Origin of the sequence: Streptomyces sp. RPA4-2 (assembly GCF_012273515.2) — a bacterium.
Taxonomy (GTDB): domain Bacteria; phylum Actinomycetota; class Actinomycetes; order Streptomycetales; family Streptomycetaceae; genus Streptomyces; species Streptomyces kaempferi.
Map to the genome: position 1 here is coordinate 2,505,765 of NZ_CP050975.2, position 18,559 is coordinate 2,524,323.

Annotated in this window: 17 protein-coding genes; 7 read left to right on the plus strand and 10 right to left on the minus strand. The window is 70.5% G+C overall.

Annotation, left to right across the window (positions count from 1 at the left end; genetic code table 11):
• Positions 1-83: 83 nt before the first annotated feature.
• The 5 genes from HEP85_RS10715 to HEP85_RS10735 form a co-directional block, all read right to left on the minus strand.
• The gene (locus tag HEP85_RS10715; RefSeq protein WP_168527580.1) at positions 84-1,073 is read right to left on the minus strand and encodes a TerC/Alx family metal homeostasis membrane protein; all 990 of its coding nucleotides are present in this window, start codon (positions 1,071-1,073) and stop codon (positions 84-86) included.
• A gap of 285 nt (positions 1,074-1,358) precedes the next feature.
• The gene (locus tag HEP85_RS10720) at positions 1,359-3,392 is read right to left on the minus strand and encodes a TerD family protein (protein ID WP_369657674.1); all 2,034 of its coding nucleotides are present in this window, start codon (positions 3,390-3,392) and stop codon (positions 1,359-1,361) included.
• 43 nt (positions 3,393-3,435) lie between these two features.
• A complete protein-coding gene (locus HEP85_RS10725) occupies positions 3,436-4,014 on the minus strand; it encodes a TerD family protein (RefSeq protein ID WP_168527581.1) in 579 nt (192 codons plus the stop codon).
• A gap of 159 nt (positions 4,015-4,173) precedes the next feature.
• On the minus strand, positions 4,174-6,297 hold the full coding sequence (gene uvrB / locus HEP85_RS10730) for an excinuclease ABC subunit UvrB (protein ID WP_168527582.1): 2,124 nt from the start codon (positions 6,295-6,297) through the stop codon (positions 4,174-4,176).
• Between the two features lie 40 nt (positions 6,298-6,337).
• Positions 6,338-7,204 (minus strand): MHYT domain-containing protein, encoded by an 867-nt coding sequence (locus tag HEP85_RS10735; protein WP_168527583.1) that lies wholly within the window; start codon positions 7,202-7,204, stop codon positions 6,338-6,340.
• 277 nt (positions 7,205-7,481) lie between these two features.
• Here HEP85_RS10735 and HEP85_RS10740 point away from each other — a divergent pair, with 277 nt between their 5' ends.
• The 3 genes from HEP85_RS10740 (at position 7,482) to HEP85_RS10750 (ending at position 10,688) form a co-directional block, all read left to right on the plus strand.
• Entirely contained in the window at positions 7,482-8,375 is an 894-nt protein-coding gene (locus HEP85_RS10740; protein WP_369657675.1) for a glycerophosphodiester phosphodiesterase, read from the plus strand.
• 114 nt (positions 8,376-8,489) lie between these two features.
• Complete coding sequence (locus HEP85_RS10745) at positions 8,490-9,044, plus strand: methylated-DNA--[protein]-cysteine S-methyltransferase (protein WP_168527585.1); 555 nt, start codon at positions 8,490-8,492, stop codon at positions 9,042-9,044.
• 324 nt (positions 9,045-9,368) lie between these two features.
• A complete protein-coding gene (locus HEP85_RS10750) occupies positions 9,369-10,688 on the plus strand; it encodes an MFS transporter (RefSeq protein WP_168533515.1) in 1,320 nt (439 codons plus the stop codon).
• 80 nt (positions 10,689-10,768) lie between these two features.
• Here the strand turns inward: HEP85_RS10750 and HEP85_RS10755 are convergent, their stop codons facing one another.
• A complete protein-coding gene (locus HEP85_RS10755) occupies positions 10,769-11,131 on the minus strand; it encodes a cupin domain-containing protein (protein WP_168527586.1) in 363 nt (120 codons plus the stop codon).
• A gap of 135 nt (positions 11,132-11,266) precedes the next feature.
• Between HEP85_RS10755 and fdhA the strand changes: the two genes are divergently transcribed.
• Entirely contained in the window at positions 11,267-12,499 is a 1,233-nt protein-coding gene (gene fdhA / locus HEP85_RS10760) for a formaldehyde dehydrogenase, glutathione-independent (protein ID WP_168527587.1), read from the plus strand.
• A 72-nt stretch (positions 12,500-12,571) separates the two neighbouring features.
• Here fdhA and HEP85_RS10765 read toward each other — a convergent pair whose 3' ends face one another.
• Positions 12,572-13,000 (minus strand): VOC family protein, encoded by a 429-nt coding sequence (locus HEP85_RS10765; RefSeq protein ID WP_168527588.1) that lies wholly within the window; start codon positions 12,998-13,000, stop codon positions 12,572-12,574.
• A 97-nt stretch (positions 13,001-13,097) separates the two neighbouring features.
• Between HEP85_RS10765 and HEP85_RS10770 the strand changes: the two genes are divergently transcribed.
• Together HEP85_RS10770 and HEP85_RS10775 are read left to right on the plus strand one after the other, a co-directional pair.
• Positions 13,098-14,003, plus strand: coding sequence for a pseudouridine-5'-phosphate glycosidase (locus tag HEP85_RS10770; RefSeq protein WP_168527589.1), 906 nt, complete (start codon positions 13,098-13,100; stop codon positions 14,001-14,003).
• 206 nt (positions 14,004-14,209) lie between these two features.
• Positions 14,210-15,109, plus strand: a complete 900-nt coding sequence (locus HEP85_RS10775) for a carbohydrate kinase family protein (protein WP_168533517.1) — start codon at positions 14,210-14,212, stop codon at positions 15,107-15,109.
• 43 nt (positions 15,110-15,152) lie between these two features.
• Here the strand turns inward: HEP85_RS10775 and HEP85_RS10780 are convergent, their stop codons facing one another.
• Positions 15,153-15,944: a class I SAM-dependent methyltransferase gene (locus HEP85_RS10780; protein ID WP_168527590.1), complete on the minus strand. Its 792-nt coding sequence runs from the start codon at positions 15,942-15,944 to the stop codon at positions 15,153-15,155.
• 175 nt (positions 15,945-16,119) lie between these two features.
• On the opposite strand from HEP85_RS10780, the gene corA reads away from it, so the two are divergent.
• Positions 16,120-17,247, plus strand: a complete 1,128-nt coding sequence (gene corA, locus HEP85_RS10785) for a magnesium/cobalt transporter CorA (RefSeq protein ID WP_168527591.1) — start codon at positions 16,120-16,122, stop codon at positions 17,245-17,247.
• A gap of 60 nt (positions 17,248-17,307) precedes the next feature.
• On the opposite strand, the gene HEP85_RS10790 is transcribed toward corA, so the two are convergent.
• Positions 17,308-17,736 carry a CBS domain-containing protein gene (locus HEP85_RS10790; protein ID WP_168527592.1) on the minus strand — a complete coding sequence of 143 codons (429 nt, stop codon included), beginning with the start codon at positions 17,734-17,736 and terminating at the stop codon, positions 17,308-17,310.
• Positions 17,737-17,914: 178 nt separating this feature from the next.
• A complete protein-coding gene (locus tag HEP85_RS10795) occupies positions 17,915-18,547 on the minus strand; it encodes a uridine kinase (protein WP_168527593.1) in 633 nt (210 codons plus the stop codon).
• Positions 18,548-18,559 lie beyond the last annotated feature (12 nt).

The window sequence follows — 18,559 nt, forward strand, 5'->3', positions numbered from 1 at the left end:
CCCGGCGACCGGAAGCACCGGGAGGGAGGCGCAGCAGTTCACCGCGCAACCCTCCCGGTGCGCTCGTCCTGCGCCCGACGTGGTCAGACGTCGATGCTGTCCTTCCGAGTGCCTTCGGAGTTCTCCCGCGCCGCCTGCTTCCTGGTGGCCGTCAGGCTGGTGATCGTCGTGACGACCAGGACCGCGCAGATGACACCGAGCGAGACCGGGATGGATATCTCGGGGACGTGGACGCCGGACTCGTGGAGCGCGTGCAGCACGAGCTTGACGCCGATGAAACCGAGGATGACCGACAGGCCGTAGGAGAGGTGGACCAGCTTCTTCAGCAGGCCGCCGATCAGGAAGTACAGCTGACGCAGCCCCATCAGCGCGAACGCGTTGGCCGTGAAGACGATGTACGGGTCCTGGGTCAGACCGAAGATCGCGGGGATGGAGTCCAGCGCGAAGAGCACGTCCGTGGTGCCGATCGCGAGCATCACGACCAGCATCGGCGTCATGACGCGCTTGCCGTTCTGCCGGATCCACAGCTTGGTGCCGTGGTAGCGGTCGGCCACGCCGAAGCGCTTCTCCGCGGCCTTGAGCAGGCGGTTCTCCTCGAACTCCTCCTCGTCCTCGTCGGCCCGGGCCTCCTGGATCAGCTTCCAGGCCGTGTAGATGAGGAACGCGCCGAAGATGTAGAAGACCCACGCGAAGTTCGCGATGATCGCGGCGCCCGCGGCGATGAAGATCGCGCGCAGGACGAGCGCTATGAGCACACCGACGAGGAGCACGCGCTGCTGGTACTGCGAGGGCACCGCGAACTTCGCCATGATCAGGACGAAGACGAAGAGGTTGTCCACGCTCAGCGACTTCTCGGTGATGAAGCCCGCGAAGAACTCGCCGGCCGGCTGGCCGCCGGAGAAGACGAGCAGCCCCAGTCCGAACAGTCCGGCCAGAGCGATCCAGACGAGCGTCCAGATTCCGGCTTCCTTGATCGATACGTCGTGCGGTTTGCGGCCGATGAAGAAGTCGACCGCGATGAGGGCGGCAAGGCCCAGGATCGTGAGGACCCAAAGGGTCAAGGAAACATCCACTGCGCCTCCGGCAGTACGTAACGGCAGATTTCAGCGTCGTCGCTACCGGAGGTCTCTTCCACCCGTGTCCGGTCGGGCGCGTGGTGCGCTTTCCGGTCACGGGCCGACGCCCCGGGATCTGGCCAGATCCGTATTGACGGGTACGCCGCAGCAGGTAGGGAGTACTCCCCTCCGTGAGAACGAGAGTACCCGAATTACCAAGTAGAGGTAAAGGGATTAGTAAAAGAAATGCCAAGTTGGCTGGTCAGAGCTCTTTACTGATACTTGGTGAAGCGCTTCGAAGGGTCAGCGGTTCCACGGACGGCGGGCCGCCGCGACCTGGGAGAGCACCTGCTGGAGCACCTGGCTGCCCGACGGGACGAGCGCGGGCTCGTACGTCCAGGCGTGACCGACCCACGGGTCGGCGAGGTGGTCGTCGGGCACCGGCGTGAGCCGCAACAGCGCGCGCCACAAAGGGTCCAGCAGGGGTCCGTAACCGGCGGCGTCCTCCCGGTCGGCCACCAGCATCAGATGGACGCCGACGGCCGGTCCCTCGTCCGCGAGATAGCGCAGCTGGGTGACGGCGCGGTCGTCGAAGCCGTGCGGGAAGTCGTTGACGATCAGCAACTGCTCCGCGGTGTCGAGGCCGGGCGGCAACGAGTCGGCGGCTCCGCCGCGCACCGCCATCTGCACCAGGTCCACACGCCGGGTGAGCCGGGCCAGGACGTCGGCCACGCCTGTGGCACCGGCCGCGGGCCGGCCGTCCAGCACCCCGGAGCGCACCAGCGGTGCGAGGGACGACGCCGCGGAACCGGCCGGGTCGATGACGTGCACCGTGAACTCGCCCGCGGGATAGACGGCGAGCAGCCGCGCGGCGTTCGCCACCGCCGTGTCCATCGCTAGCCGGCGCAGCTCGTCGGAGTCGGCGAGCGAGTCCTCCAGAGTGGCTCGTCCGCTGTCGATCCACAGGCCGCGCTCCAGCGGGAGCCGGACCAGCATCGGAATGCTCAGCTCCTCGCTCTCGGGCAGATGGAGGTCGCCGAGGCGCACGGCCATGGGGATCTCCATGGGCACCCGGTAGCCGTGCCAGACCGGGTTGTCCCAGCGTGCGTACGCCGCGGGCAGCGCGGGCTCGACGACGTCCGCCTCGGCGGTGAGCTGGGCGAGGTCCCGGTCGAGCGCCGCGCGGGCCTGGTCGACCAGGTCGGCGTGCTTGGCCTGGGCGGCCTCGCGGGCGGCGTCGCCCTGGCCGCCGATCCGGCTGCGCGGGTCGGACAGGGCCTTGTCGAGTTCCTGCTCCATGCGCGAGTCGGCGAAGTCGACGGCGCTGCGATAGGCGGCCGTGGTGCGGGCCAGGTCCTCGAACATCCCCCACACCTGGTTGTAGAGGCGCTCCTCCATGGACCAGCCGGTCGCGTCGCCCGCGACGGGCCGCGCGGGCTGTCCGGGCGGGGGCCGGTGCGGTCGGCGGGGGCGGGGGCGGCGCCGAGGTCTGCTTAAGCCCGGATGGCTGTAGTCGACCGGGCCGGTGGCGGCCGCGGACGGCTGGGGGACCGCGGAGGGATCGGTCTGCGCGGTGCCGCCGCCCTGGTACCCCGGCTGCGGCACGGTGGCTCCCTGACCGCCGGGCGTGTCGTACGGGGACGAGGACGGGGGCTGGAGCGGCGGTACGGTCCCTGAGGCGCCCTGCGGTCCGGCGTACGGCTGATCCGGTCCCGGTGCCGAGGCGGCCGCCTGCCGTGAGCGGTCCGCGTCCGGCGTGCGGGGCGGGGGCGCCGACACCGAGCGGGCCAGCCCCTGTGCCACCGCCTCGTTGATGCTGTCCGCGAGCCGGCGGGCCTCGGGCAGTCCCTGGTCGGTGAGGAGTTCGGCGAGGCCGCCCGCGTACCCCTGGCCGACCGCGCGCACCTTCCAGGCGCCCTGTCTGCGGTAGAGCTCCAGGGCGACGACGGCCGACTCGGTGTCCAGGCCGGTGATGGTGTAGCTGGCGACCTCGGAGCCGTCGAGTCCGGTCACGGCGACGAAGGGGGCGGCCACGGCGCCGAACCGGACCGGACCGACGCCGGTCGGCAGCGCGAGCAGCACGCTGACCCGGTGCACGGTCCCTGGCAGGGCGTCGAGATCGAACGCCAGGCGGTGGTCGGCCGCCGCCTGCTTGGAGACCTCGAGCCCGGGAAGGGTGGGCGCGCCCGGGTGCGCCACCCATTCGACGCCCCGGACCCTGCCCTGCTCGTCGCTGAGCGTGGCACCGGCCACGACCGGCCGGCCGGCCGATACGCGGACCTCAAGACGGACCTGGGAGAGCGGGTGGTTCTGCCCCCGGACCAGCTCGGCCGTCATCCCCTTGTCCCCCTGTGTCGCTTCGTGCCTACGGTCGGGCTGCCTACAGGTGCGGCAGGATCGCGGGCATCAGGTCCTGGAAGGTACGGCCGTTGGCCGGGGTGCCGAGGGCCGTCATCTGCCAGCCCGGACCGGCGCGGTGCACCTTCGCCATGATCTGGGCGGTGTACTGGCCGCCGCCCGCGAGCGTGTAGCGGGCGAGCTCCTGGCCGTTGGTCTCGTCGACCAGACGGCAGAACGCGTTCTGCACCTCCTGGAACGTCTGGCCCGTGAAGGAGTTCACGGTGAAGACGATCTGGTCGATGTGGACGGGGAGGCGCTGGAGGTCGACGAGGATCGCCTCGTCGTCGCCGCCCTGGCCCACGCCGCCGACCACATTGTCGCCGGTGTGCCGCACGGAGCCGTCGTCGCTGACGAGGTGACGGAAGAACACCACGTCGACCGGCTGCTTGTCGGCGAACAGCACGGCCGAGGCGTCGAGGTCGATCTCCCGGGTGCGCGAGCCGAACAGGCCGCGCCGGGGTGCCGCCTGCCAGCCGAGCCCCATGCGCACCGCGGTGAGGGTGCCCCCGTCGTTCTTCTGCAGACTGATGGCCTGACCCTTGGTCATGTTGACCGTCACGCGCTGATCCCCTCTCGAACTGTCCCCTGTTGCCGCGGAATCCACGGATGACCAGAACCCTACGCAGCGCCACCGACAGTGCCGAACCCCGCGGCGCGCTTTGTGTCGGTCTTGCAACACAGCGCGCATCCGCCGGGGTCCGGCGCGGTCGAAGGGGCGTCAGGCCAGGCCCGCCTCCCTCATCTGACGCAGTTCCTTCTTCATCTCCGACACCTCGTCGCGCAGTCGGGCCGCGATCTCGAACTGGAGGTCCGCCGCGGCGGCCCGCATGCGCTCCGTCAGCTCCTCGATCTGCTCGGCGAGCTCGGCCGCGGGGCGGTCGGTCGGGGTCTTCGCGGCGCTCTTGGCGGACTTGGCCGCCTTGCCACCGAGCGAGGGCACCGGGGCCTTGGCTCCCTTGCCGTCCTTCGCCTTGCGGTAGCCCGAGCCGAGCAGCTGCTCCGTGTCGACGTCCTCGCGGGCGATCTGCGCCACGATGTCGTTGATCTTCTTGCGGAGGGGCTGCGGGTCGATGCCCCTCTCCTCGTTGTACGCGACCTGCTTCTCGCGGCGCCGGTTGGTCTCGTCGATGGCCTTCTCCATCGCCGGGGTGATCCGGTCGGCGTACATGTGGACCTGGCCGGAGACGTTGCGCGCCGCGCGGCCGATGGTCTGGATCAGGGAGGTGCCCGAGCGCAGGAAGCCCTCCTTGTCGGCGTCGAGGATCGACACCAGGGACACCTCGGGCAGGTCGAGGCCCTCTCGCAGCAGGTTGATGCCGACCAGGACGTCGAACTCGCCCGCGCGCAGCTCGCGCAGCAGCTCGACCCGGCGCAGGGTGTCGACGTCGCTGTGCAGATAGCGCACCTGGATGCCGAGTTCCAGGAAGTAGTCGGTGAGGTCCTCGGCCATCTTCTTGGTGAGCGTGGTGACCAGGACGCGTTCGTCCTTCTCGGTGCGCTCGCGGATCTCGTGCACCAGGTCGTCGATCTGGCCCTCGGTGGGTTTGACGACGACCTCGGGGTCGATCAGACCGGTGGGTCGGATGATCTGTTCGACGTAGCCGTCCGCGCGGGAGAGCTCGTACTTGCCCGGGGTCGCCGACAGATAGACGGTCTGTCCGATGCGCTCCTGGAACTCCTCCCACTTCAGGGGGCGGTTGTCCAGGGCGGAGGGAAGCCGGAAGCCGTGGTCGACGAGCGTGCGCTTGCGGGAGGCGTCGCCTTCGTACATGGCACCGATCTGCGGCACCGTGTTGTGCGACTCGTCGATGACGAGCAGGAAGTCGTCCGGGAAGTAGTCGATGAGCGTGTTCGGCGGGGAGCCGGGCTCACGTCCGTCGAAGTGCATCGAGTAGTTCTCCACGCCGGAGCAGGAGCCGATCTGGCGCAGCATCTCGAGGTCGTACGTGGTGCGCATGCGCAGCCGCTGGGCTTCCAGGAGCTTGCCCTGCTTCTCCAGCTCGGGGAGACGCTCGCCCAGCTCCTTCTCGATGTCGTTGACGGCGCGCTCCATGCGCTCGGGACCCGCCACGTAGTGGGTCGCCGGGAACACGTAGATCTGTTCGTCGTCGCTGATGACCTCGCCGGTGAGCGGGTGCAGCGTGGAGAGCGCCTCGATCTCGTCGCCGAACATCTCGATGCGGACGGCGAGCTCCTCGTAGACCGGGAAGATCTCGATGGTGTCGCCGCGGACCCGGAAGGTGCCCCGGGCGAACGCCACGTCGTTACGGGTGTACTGGATGTCGACGAAGCGGCGCAGCAGGTCGTCACGGTCGATCTCGTCGCCGACCTTGAGGCTGACCATCCGGTCGACGTATTCCTGCGGCGTACCGAGGCCGTAGATGCAGGAGACCGAGGCGACCACCACGACGTCGCGTCGGGTGAGCAGCGAGTTGGTCGCGGAGTGGCGCAGCCGCTCGACCTCCTCGTTGATCGAGGAGTCCTTCTCGATGTAGGTGTCCGACTGGGGGACGTAGGCCTCGGGCTGGTAGTAGTCGTAGTACGAGACGAAGTACTCGACCGCGTTGTTCGGGAGCAGCTCGCGGAACTCGTTGGCCAGCTGGGCGGCCAGCGTCTTGTTCGGTGCCATGACGAGCGTGGGGCGCTGGAGCTTCTCGATCATCCACGCGGTGGTGGCGGACTTGCCGGTGCCGGTCGCGCCCAGCAGGACGACGTCCTTCTCACCCGCGCGGACGCGCTTCTCCAGCTCGGCGATGGCCGCCGGCTGGTCACCGCTCGGCTGGTAGGAACTGACGACCTCGAAGGGCGCCACCGAACGTTCGATCTTTGATACGGGCCGCATGGGTTCCACCGTACGACCCCGCACTGACAACGGGGCCCGATCACCGGCTCTGCGGGGTGCGTACGCTCCGGTGCGCACGGTCGTGGCCGGGGTACCGCTGCGGTCTGTGACCTGAATAAAGACCCCCGGGGTGGGCCGGAATGCCGGGTATGCGTTCCACGGGGGTCCGGTCCGGCCCGCCCGTCACCATCAGGGGGTCGAACAGCACGACGGCGCCGGCCAGACAGAGGAAGACCAGCGGGCCGATCATCATGGGCGCGAGCAAGGAGGTGGCCGAATCGCCCGCGGGGGTGCTGGAGGTGTGGTGGAGATGGACGCTGAGGGCGGCCATACCCGTGTAGTGCATGCCGCTGACAGCCAGCCCCATGACGAGGCTGGCGCCCACGCTCCAGAGGAATCCCCGGACCTGGCCCGCCGCCCACAGCGCGGTGATGGCGGCGACGACGGCTATGACGACCGAGGCGGAGACGGTGAGGGTGTTGTACTCCAGCTTTCCGTTCAGGCGCATGCCGGCCATGCCCAAATAGTGCATGGAGGCGATGCCCAGACCGGTGATGGTGCCCCCGGTGAACAGTGCCGTGCCGGTGGCGCCGCGGTAGCCCACGATGAAGATCCCGACGCCGACCATGACGATGGCCACGCCCAGGCTCGCGAACGTCGTGGGCCTGTCGTAGTGGATCGGGGTCCCATCGACCGAGAACCCCATCATGGCGATGAAGTGCATGGTCCAGATGCCGGAACCGATCGCGGCCGAGCCGAGGGCGAGCCAGCCGGTCCGCCAGGAACGGGTGGCCAGCATCGATCTGGTGGTGCACCGAAGGCCGAGCGCTCCACCCAGGCAGGCCATGAGGAACGCCACCACCGGTGTGACGAGTCCGTAGCTGAAGCCGTCGATCGTGCCCTGCATGTACGGCTGTCCTTCCCGCCCTTTTGCACCGGAAATCCCAGAAACGCCCCCACACTCCAGGCCGCGTCAACGGCCGGGGGTGAGGCAGAGAGTATGACCCCCACCGGAATGGTCGAACGATGTTCCGGCAAAGAATCACGATCTCGCCGCACTTGTGCGTTGTCGGTGAGCGGACTTGGTCAACTCCATTCGATCCGCGCCCGGCGCACCTCCCCCACGTGTCACTCCCTGCTGTCACTCTTGAGCTGTACGTGATCGACCGACGCGAGGAGTACGTATGCACGCGCGCGTGGCCGCCGCCACGACCACAGCGATTCTCGGGGGCACCGTGCTTCTCGGGGGCACCGCCTCATTACTGCCCGCTCCCCACACGCGGGCCGGCTCCCCGGACGGCGGTGTCGTGATCGTCGCGCACCGCGGCGCCTCCGCGTACGCGCCCGAGAACACCCTGGCCTCCATCGACAAGGCCGCCGCGATGGGTTTCCACTGGGTCGAGAACGACGTCCAGCGCACCAAGGACGGTGAGCTCGTCGTCCTCCACGACGCCACACTGGCGCGCACGACCGATGTCGAGAAGGTCTATCCCCACCGGGCTCCCTGGAAGGTGAAGGACTTCACCGCCGCGGAGATCGCGCGTCTCGACGCGGGCAGCTGGTACGGCCGTCGGTACGTCGGTACGCGCGTGCCGACGCTGCGCCAGTACATGGAGCGGGTCTCGCACAACCACCAGAAGCTCGTCCTGGAGATCAAGAACCCCGACCTCTATCCGGGCATCGAGCGGCAGACCCTCAAGCTGCTGAGCAACGAGGGCTGGCTCGACCCGGAGCACCTGCGGCACCGGCTGGTCGTCCAGAGTTTCAGCGCGCGGAGCGTGCGAACGGTCCACGATCTGCGTCCCGGGATCACGACGGCCTTCCTGGGCAAGCCGACGTACGCGCAGTTGCGCGAGTACGCGCGGTTCGCCGACCTGATCAACCCGGACAGCGCCTCCCTCACCTCCGGTTACGTCTACACGGTCCATGCCTTCAAGGGGCCGCACGGCAGGCCGATGAAGGTCTTCGTCTGGACCGTCGACGACGCGGACACCGCCCAGCGCCTGGCGGGCTACGGCGTGGACGGCGTCATCACGAACAAACCCGATGCGGTCCGCAGCGCGCTGCAGGAGAGCTAACGGCCACCCGAGGGCCGTGGGGCGCGGCACGGACGCCGACCGGTGCCCGTGCCGCGCCCGGAGACCACGGGCGGGCCACGGGCGTTGTCAGTGGCGCGTCGTACGGTGGATCTCATGAACAGCCATGGGCAGGACGAGCATCGGGCCGTGTGGAGCGTCGTCGGCACGGACATCGGTCCGCTGCTGCTGGCGGCCACGGACGACGGCCTGGTGAACGTGGTGTTCCACGCCACGGACGCGGTCCGCGACAGGGCGCTCGAGCGGCTCGCCGCACGCTTGGGCACCGAGCCGGTCGAGGCACCGGCATCTCCGCTCCTGGCCGAAGCGATACGCCAGGTCGGGGCGTACTTCGCGGGTGAGCGTCGTGACTTCGAGCTGCCGCTGGACTGGTCGCTCATCTCCGGGTTCAACCGCCAGGTGCTGCGTGAGCTGGAGTCCGGCGTCGCGTACGGCGCGGTCGTGGGCTATGGCGACCTCGCCCGGCGGGTGGGGCAGCCGGGCGCGGCGCAGGCGGTCGGCGTGGCAATGGGCTCGAACCCGCTGCCGGTCGTCGTGCCGTGTCACCGGGTCGTGGAGAGCGACGGCGGCATCGGAGGGTTCGGGGGCGGACTGGAGACGAAGCGGCGGCTGCTGGCGCTGGAAGGGGTGCTGCCGGAACCGCTGTTCTGAAGCGGAGACCAGGAACGCAGACCGGGAACGGCGGTCCCGAACGGCCCTCCTGAAGCCGCCGCTCATCCGGCGGGGTGTGGCGGCGCCCGTGGAGACAGCCGGCGAGCCACCCTTGCGTGCTCCGTCTCGTTCGCACACGGCCTTGTTCACACACGGCCTTGTTCGCACACGGCGCGGAATGGACACTGCGCCGGTGACCCGAGCCCGTTCCACCGCATCCGCACGCCCCGTGGCCGCATACCCCGCTGACGCGTGTCCCGTAGTAGCCCGCTCCGCTTCCGCCTGCCCGGCTCGTTCCGCTTGTTCGACGTCCGGGTGGTCGCGGTGACCGCCGTCGGACGGCAGGCTGCCGTACCCGTGGACATCGAGGGGATACCGGCGCTGCGGCGCCGGATCACCGCCGTACTGATCGCGGGCCAGATCCTCGGCGGGCTCGGTGTCGCCACCGGCATCGCGCTCGCCACCGTACTGGCCAAGCAGGTCAGCGGGACCGAGTCGCTGTCGGGTCTCGCGCCCACCGCGACGGTCACCGGCACGGCGGTGCTCTCCGTGCCGCTGGCCGCGCTGATGACCGCGCGCGGGCGTCGGCCCGGGCTCGTCCTCGCGTATCTCATCGGCGCGTCGGGGGCCTGCCTCGTCGTGGTCGCCGCGCGCGTCGGGAGCTTCCCCCTGCTGCTGCTCGGCATGGCGGGGTTCGGCGCGGCCTCGTCGGCGAACCTTCAGGCGCGGTTCGCGGCCGCCGATCTGGCCGAACCGCAGCGGCGCGCCCGCGCCATCTCGAACGTGGTGTGGGCCACCACGATCGGAGCGGTGCTCGGGCCCAACATCGCCGCACCTGCGGGGCGCAGCGTGTCCGGGCTCGGGATACCTCAGGCGGCCGGGCCGTTCGTCTGGGCGGCCGGGGTCTTCCTGCTCTCGGCGCTGCTGGTGGCCGTCCTGCTGCGGCCGGATCCGCTGCTGACCGCTCGGGCGCTCGCGCCGGCCGGGGAGCGGTCCGCCGACGCGCGGTCGATCCGCGCCGGTTTCGCCGCCGTCGCCGCCTCGCCGCGGGCCCGGCTGGCACTCGTGACCGTGGCCGTGTCGCACACCGCGATGGTCTCGATCATGTCGATGACCCCCGTCGACCTCGGGCACCACGGGGCGAGCATCGATCTGATCGGGCTGGTGATCAGCGCGCACATCGCGGGCATGTACGCGTTCTCACCCCTCATGGGACGGCTCTCGGACCGCTTCGGGCATCTCTCCGGGATAGCGCTCGCCGGGGGCCTGCTCGCCTGCGCCGCACTGCTCGCGGGCACGGCGGGCGGCAGCCACGGACAGACCGCCGCGGGCCTCTTCCTCCTGGGCCTGGGCTGGTCGTCCGGACTGGTGTCCGGGTCGGCGCTCCTCACGGACTCCGTGCCCCAGGCCGCGCGGGCCGCCGCGCAGGGGGTCTCCGACCTGACCATGAACACGGCGGCCGGTGTGGGCGGGGCGACCGCCGGGCTCATCGTCGCGGAGGCGAGTTACGCGTGGTTGAACCTCGTCGCCGCGTGTCTGCTGCTCCCGCTGGGCGGGCTGGCGCTGTTCACCCGTGGAAGGCACGACCGGTCCTCGGAGGGCCTCCAGGACACCGCAGGCCAGAAGCCCACGGCCCTGGGTTAGGGACGGGGGCTCCGGAGTCCGGGCCGGGGTGCGGCCGGCCGGGCGGCGGGCGCCGGGCGGCGGCCCGAAGAAGCCGGAGGCTACAGGCTGATGTGGTACGCCTTGCGGAGCGTCTCGTGCACGGTCCACGTCGTACGGTCGCCCTCGCGCAGGATCGCCGCGTCTCCCGGGCCCACCTCGAAGGGACCGCCACCCTCGATCTCGATCGTGGCGCGGCCGCTGACGACGACAAAGAGCTCGTTCGCCTCGGTGTCGGTCACCACTCCGGGGGTGATCTGCCAGATGCCGCGCGACTGCTTGCCGTCGGCCGACTCCCACAGCACCTTGCCGGTCACGACCGGGGTGCCGGAGACGATCTGGCCCGGGTCGAGCGGCTCCGGCTCGAGCTCGGCGTCGGGAACGTGGACGGCGAAGGACGGGGTGGCCTGGCTGTTCTCGGTCATGAGCGGTCACCTTAAGGGCATTCGAGAAAGGCGTCGCGCGGAGGGTGGTCGGAACGCGTGACCGGTAGCAGACTCCGCCCTGCGCACAGCCGCCGGCATCCGAAGACACGGGGGCCGAAGGGACGGCGATCACGCATGAGCGAGAGCGGAAACAGGGCAGTCGCATATCTCAAGCCGGGTGCGGTGGAGGTCAGGACCATCGACCATCCGACGCTTGAACTGCAGGACGGGCCGGGAGTGGCCGCCGAGAACGTCGGTCGCAAGTGCCGGCACGGAGTCATTCTCAAGGTGCTCGCCAGCAACATCTGTGGCAGTGACCAGCACATGGTGCGGGGCCGTACGACCGCGCCCGAGGGGCTGGTCCTCGGACACGAAATCACCGGAGAGGTACTGGAACGCGGTCCGGACGTCGAGTTCATCGAGGTCGGGGACATCGTCTCGGTACCGTTCAACATCGCCTGCGGCCGGTGCCGCAACTGCAAGGAACGCAGGACCGGCATCTGCCTGAACGTCAATCCGGCCCGCCCGGGGGCCGCCTACGGTTATGTCGACATGGGCGGCTGGGTCGGGGGCCAGGCCCAGTACGCCATGGTCCCGTACGCGGACTTCAACCTGCTGAGGTTCCCCGACCGCGACCAGGCGCGCGAGAAGCTCCTCGACCTGACCATGCTGTCGGACATCTTCCCGACGGGCTTCCACGGCGCGGTCACCGCGGGCGCCGGGGTCGGTTCGACGGTGTACGTCGCCGGGGCGGGCCCGGTCGGTCTGGCAGCGGCCGCGTCGGCGCAGCTCCTGGGCGCCGCGGTCGTCATCGTCGGAGACCTCAACGCCGAACGCCTCGCCCAGGCCCGGAGCTTCGGGTGCGAGACGGTGGACATCTCCGCGGGCCCGGTGGAGGACCAGATCGCGCAGATCCTCGGCGAACCCGAGGTCGACGCGGCCGTCGACGCGGTCGGCTTCGAGGCACGCGCGCACGGCCCCGACGCCGAGGAGGCACCCGCGACCGTCCTCAACTCGCTGATGGGCATCACCCGCGCGGGTGGAGCGCTGGGCATCCCCGGTCTGTACGTCACGGACGACCCCGGCGGGATCGACCAGGACGCGCGGACCGGAACGCTGAAGGTGCGGCTCGGTCTGGGGTGGGCGAAGAGTCATCGCCTCAGCACGGGGCAGTGCCCGGTGATGCGGTACCACCGGGGGCTGATGCAGGCGATCCTGCACGAACGGGTGCACATCGCCAAGGCGGTCAACGCGACCGTGATCGGCCTGGAGGACGCACCGCGCGGCTACGCCGAGTTCGACCAGGGCGCCGGCCGCAAGTACGTACTCGATCCGCACGGGGCACTGGCCGGCGTACGGCCTGTCTGACCCGGGGCGTACGGGAGGGGTGCTTCCCCGAGTCCGGGAAGCACCCCTTTCCCGTTTTCCCGTATTCCCGTTCTACTCGTAGTGCCGCGCCTCGAAGACGTTCCCGTCCGGGTCGCGGAAGTAGAAGCTGCGCTTGGCCGTGCCGCGGGCGCCGAACGCGTCGTAGGAGAAGCCCGAGACGGGGACGGCCCTCTCCTCCAGGCGCGTCCGCAAGGCGTCGAAGTCGTCTGCTCCCAGCGACAGACATACGTGGTTGACGGGGTGGCCTGCGCTGTCCGCACCCCCGGGGACCATGTTCATGTACGGCGCCAGAGGGAGCGGCGCGAGGTCGAAAATGGTCTCCTCATTGAGGCGCACGGAGGGGAACGACTCCTTCCCCTCGGCGTATTCGGTGACCCTCAGGGGCTCCAGGCCGACCGACCTCTCGTAGAAGTCGGCCGACGCGACCGGATCGCGTACCCAGAGAACGACATGGTCGAGACGTGGCGAGTTGTCCGTCATGCCCCCAGGCTGGTGCCGTGTGCCGCGGCTCGCAAGGGTTTGACCGGGCGCGCCGCCCGCCAGAGATGAGGAAAGGCGACAGACAGGAGGCAGGCGCGTGATCGTGGTGTCCGAAGAGGTGCGGGAGGCGCTCGACGCGCGCCGGCCGGTGGTGGCCCTGGAGTCGACGATCATCGCGCACGGGCTGCCGCGTCCGCGCAATCTGCAGGTCGCGCTGGAACTGGAGGACGTCGTACGGCGGGAGGGTGCCGTACCCGCGACGGTCGCCGTGCTGGACGGGCGGCCCCATGTCGGACTGGACAAGGAGCAGGTGGAACGGGTCGCGAACGAGGACGGCATCCGCAAGCTCGGGCACCGCGATCTGCCGCTCGCGGTGGCGACGGGCGCGAGCGGGGCGACGACCGTGTCCGCGACGGCGCTGCTGGCCGCCCTCGCGGGCGTACGGGTGTTCGCGACGGGTGGCCTCGGCGGCGTGCACCGGGAGTGGACCGCGACGCAGGACGAGTCGGCCGACCTGGGCCTGCTGGCGCGTACCCGGATCACGGTGGTGTGCGCGGGCGTGAAGTCGATCCTCGACGTGCCGGCGACCTTGCAGCGCCTGGAGACGCTCGGCGTCGCGGTGGCCGGGTACGGCACCGACCGCTTCCCCGGCTTCTATCTGTCCGACTCGGGCCATCCCGTGGACTGGACGCTGGGTTCTCCCGGTCAGGTGGCGGACGTCATGCGCGCGCAGGACGCGCTGGACGGACCGGAATCGGCGCTGATCGTCGCGAACCCCGTCCCTGAGGAGGAGCAGCTCGAACCGGCGCTCCACGCGCGCGTGCTCGCCGACGCGCTGCACGCGTGCGAGGCCGAGGGCGTGACCGGACAGGCCGTGACGCCGTTCCTGCTCGACTACCTGGTGCGGCACACCGACGGTGCGTCGCTCAGCGCCAATCTGGCGGCGGTGCGGGGCAACGTACGACTCGCGGGACGGATCGCGGCGGCCTGGGCCGGGGCGTGAGCGGGACGGATCGCGGCGACCCGGGCCCGGATGCCGACCGTCCCGACGGCGCCGCTCAGCCCGACGCCCGAGCCGGCCGGGCCGACCACTTCCCCCGGTCCGACCGGTCCGACCGGTCCGACCGGTCCAACACGGTCGATGCGGGGAGACGTGCGCGGAGTAGGGCGGGGCACGGCGCGGGGCCGCACCCGGATGTCCCCGGGGCGCTGCTCGTCGTCGGTGATGTGATCACGGACGTCGTCGCCCGGCATCGAGGGCCGCTCGCGGCGGGCACCGACACGGCCGCGGCGGTCCGCACCCTGCCGGGCGGGGCCGGTGCCAACGTCGCCTGCTGGGCGGCCCATCGGGGCTGTCCGGACGTACGGCTGCTCGGCCGGGTGGGGGCGGATGCCGCCGCCTGGCACGAACGCGAGCTGTCGGCCTGCGGTGTACGTCCCCTGCTCGTCGTCGATCCCGAGGCGCCGACCGGGACGGTGATCTGTCTGGTGGACCAGGGCGCCTCGGCCGAGCGGACGTTCCTCACGGACAGCGGGGCCTCGCTGCGGCTCGATCCCGGCGACTGGTCGTCCACGCTGCTCGACGGTGTCGCGCGGCTGCATCTGTCGGGCTATCTGTTCTTCTCCGAACCGAGCCGGGCGCTGGCCTCGGCGGCCCTGGAGTCGGCACGCGCGCGGGGTGTACCGGTCAGTCTGGACCCGGCGTCGGCGGGCTTCCTCGCGAAACTGGGCGTGGACCGTTTCCTCGCGCTCGCCGAGGACGTCGACCTGCTGCTGCCCAGCCGCGACGAGGCGTGCCTGCTGACCGGTCTGCCCGATCCGGCGGACGCCGCGGCCGAGTTGAGCCGTCGCATTCCGCTGGTCGTCGCGAAACTGGGCGGCGACGGCGCCCTCGTGGCCCGCTCGGGCACCGTGCGGGCACACGTTCCGGCGGCGCCCGCGACGGCCCGGGACACCACGGGCGCCGGTGACGCGTTCACCGGCGCGTTCCTCGCCGCCCTGCTCGCGGGCGCCGAACCCGAGGCGGCGGCGGTGGGCGGGTGCGAGGCGGGAGCGATGGCGGTGGAGCGGGTCGGAGGAAGGCCGGAAGCGGCGCCCCCGGCCCGGTAGCCCCTCACGCGGGCAGCCCCCGGTGGCTCCTCACACGCGCGGCCTATTTGCGCCCCCACGCCGAGATCATGGGCGCTGTCGCCAGATCCATCGAGCCGGTGGCCACGTTGGCCAGGTGACGCTCGATGTCCTGGGGGGTGGCGAGGCCCGCGGTGACGAGTTGCTGCCCGATCTGCCGGACCGTCGCGGTCTCGAGGGCGGCGCAGGCGGGCGAGGTGACGGGGAAGTACGCGTCGGCCTCCACCTCGCGCAGCCCCGCCTCACGCAGCAGGCGCGGGAGTTTGCGGCCGTAGGCGAGGTCGGCGCCGCGCTCGGCGAGCAGCTTGCGGAAGCCCTGGCGCAGCCGGTTGGCGAGTTGCTGCTCGGGGCCGTGCTCGTCGGGGCAGAGCAAGGGTTGCAGCGCCGGGTCGGCGTCCTCGACGAGAAGCCGGCCGCCGGGCCGCAGCGCCTTGATCATCGACCGCAACGCCCGCTCCCTGTCCGGCACATGGACCAGGACGAGTCGCGCGTGCACGAGGTCGAAGCCCTCCCCCGGCGGTTCCTCCGCGGCCACGTCGTGCACCCGGACCTCGACCGGCGTTCGGGCCGCCGCGGCAGCCCAGGACGTGTCGATGTCGGTCGCGACGATCTTTCCGGTCGGGCCGACCTTCTTGGCGAGCCAGGACACCACCGACGTGCCGCCCGCACCGACCTCCCAGCAGCGCCAGCCGGGCCCGATGCCGAGGCGCTCGATGTGCCGGAACGTCGTGGGGTCGAAGAGGGTGGCGAAGGCCTCGAAGCGCTGTCCCGCCTCGGTCTGCTGGTTGTCGAGGAGATACTCGTCGGTTCGCGTCATGCAGGGATCATCCCAGTTGCCCCCCTTGTCCGGAATCGACGACGCTTCCCGATCTCCCGAAAGCGAAGCGGAAGATTCCGTTCCCACAGGCTTTCCCGGAGATCGGACGTGCCTGGCAGACTGGCGGACGAAGGCGCGGAGTGCGGCGCGGGAAGATCCACGCAAGGGGGTCCGGATGTCCATGGCAGGGAATCTGCGGAAGGTCACGAGCCTCGGCAGGGTCGGCGGCCTGCGCAAGGTGGCGCGATTGGCCAAGCGGCGCGTCCGCGTCGACCTGAGTCACCCCGCCCGGTCCCCGCTGGGCTCCGCGGTGGTGAACTGCGTGGCCTACCGGGACGGCGTCAGGATTCCGGGCGGCCGCGACCTGGTCGACACCGTGGAGCGCATCCGCAAGAGCGATGAGGGTTTCGTCTGGCTCGGACTGCACGAGCCGACCGACCGGGAGTTCGCCGGCATCGCCGACCTCTTCGACCTGCACCCGCTGGCCGTCGAGGACGCGGTGGAGGCTCACCAGCGCCCGAAGCTGGAGCGGTACGGCGAGACGCTGTTCGCGGTGTTCAAGACCGTCTGTTACGTCGAGCACAAAGAACTGACGGCGACGAGCGAGGTGGTGCACACGGGCGAGATCATGGTCTTCGTCGGTGCCGATTTCGTGATCACCGTGCGGCACGGACGGCACGGCTCCCTGGGCCCGCTGCGCGAGGAGCTGGAGGCCGACCACCGCCAGCTCGCCAAGGGGCCGGCCGCGGTCCTGCACGCGATCGCGGACCACGTGGTCGACGACTACGTACATGTCACGGACTCGGTTCAGGAGGACATCGACGCGGTCGAGGCCGATGTGTTCGCCGAGAACGGCGCGCGGGCGGACGCGGGCCGCATCTACCAGCTCAAGCGTGAACTGCTGGAGCTGAAGCGTGCCGTGGTCCCGCTCGCCCGCCCCGTCCAGGAGCTCGCCACCCGGCCGATCCGTGTGGTCGATCCGGAGATACAGGCGTACTTCCGGGACGTCTCCGACCATCTGATCAGGGTCACCGAACAGATAGCCGCGTTCGACGAACTGCTCAACTCGATCCTGCAGGCGCATCTGGCACAGGTCACCGTGGCGCAGAACGAGGACATGCGGAAGATCACGGCGTGGGCGGCGGTCATCGCCGTGCCGACGATGGTCTGCGGGGTGTACGGCATGAACTTCGACAACATGCCGGAGCTGCACTGGCGGTTCGGCTACCCCCTCGTCATAGGCGTGATCACCGTGGGCTGCCTGGTCCTTTACCGGGGGTTCCGGCGCAACGGCTGGCTCTGACATGCTTCCCGCCCGGCACGGCCGACCGGACGAGAAGCGTGACGGGAACACTCCGTAGGGTCAGCGGGTCATGCTCGTCGCGTAGACGCTCTCGACCCAGCCCGCCAGCTGATCATCCGTCAGATGCTGGGCGAGATCGGCTTCGCTGATCATGCCGACCAGGCGTTTGTTCTCGATCACGGGGAGCCGGCGGATCTGGTGCCCCTTCATCTCCTGGAGCACCTCGCCCACGTCGGCCTCCGACTCGATCCAGCGCGGGGTGCCCTGGGCCATCTCGCCCGCGGTGATCCGGGCCGGATCGCGGCCCATGGCCACGCAGCCGATGACGATGTCGCGGTCCGTGAGGATGCCGCAGAGCCGTTCGTTCTCGTCACTGATGGGCAGTGCGCCCACGTTCAGTTCGCGCATCAGCTGAGCGGCGCGGTCAAGGGTCTCGTGGGCGGGAATCCACTGGGCACCACGGTGCATGATGTCTCCGGCAGTGGTCATGAAGTACCTCCCGGTGCCGGACGGCCGGCGCGGCGCGGAACACACCGCTAGTCCCGGCGCCCTCATTCTTGCCGCGTCCCGGGCGATGTGCACCCGGAGATCCTCGCCGGGAGGGTCGGTGCGCGCGCTCCGCGGGGGCGGGCGAACCGGCACCGTCAGGGCGCTGCCGGCCGTGCCGTCAGCCGTTCCAGGCCGGGTGGCGCGGATCGTCCGCGCGGACGAGCACATCGGCCGCGGTGCCCGGCGTCGCTTCCGTCTCGTACCGCTGGAAGGCGGGGAGGGTCCAGTGCTCGGGCTCCGGCGTACGGCGGCTCAGGGCACCCGGGGAGAGGAGGACATGGACGCTCAGGTCGAACGGGAACCAGTGCCGCAGCAGGAAGGGGCCATGGAGCAGGAGCAGCCCGCCCGGCGGGAGTTGGACGCGGGAGCTGCGGGTGGCGCGGTCGGTGGCCGGGTCCCAGAGGTCGGGCAGGACGCGGCCGTTCCCGCCGGGGTCGAGGGGACCGAAGACCTCGCGCCACAGGGCGCCGGTGTCGAACCAGCCGTCGTAGTACGCGTCGACGTCCTCGTGACCGTACTCGAACCGGAGCGACGCGGGCCGCAGGAAGTCCTGGGCGCCGACGACCAGCGAGGACCGGCCGCGTATGCGCAGCGCCTCGGAGACACGGTGCGCGAGGTCGCCGGGGCGGGCGGCCGGGGCTCCGTCGAAGGCGATCCGCGGCCAGGGACCGCCGTCGTCGGGCTTCAGGTCGAGCAGGCGCTCGGCGAGGAGGTCGCCGAGCCGTTCCCAGGTGATCGCTTCGAGTCGCACAGGCCCATGATG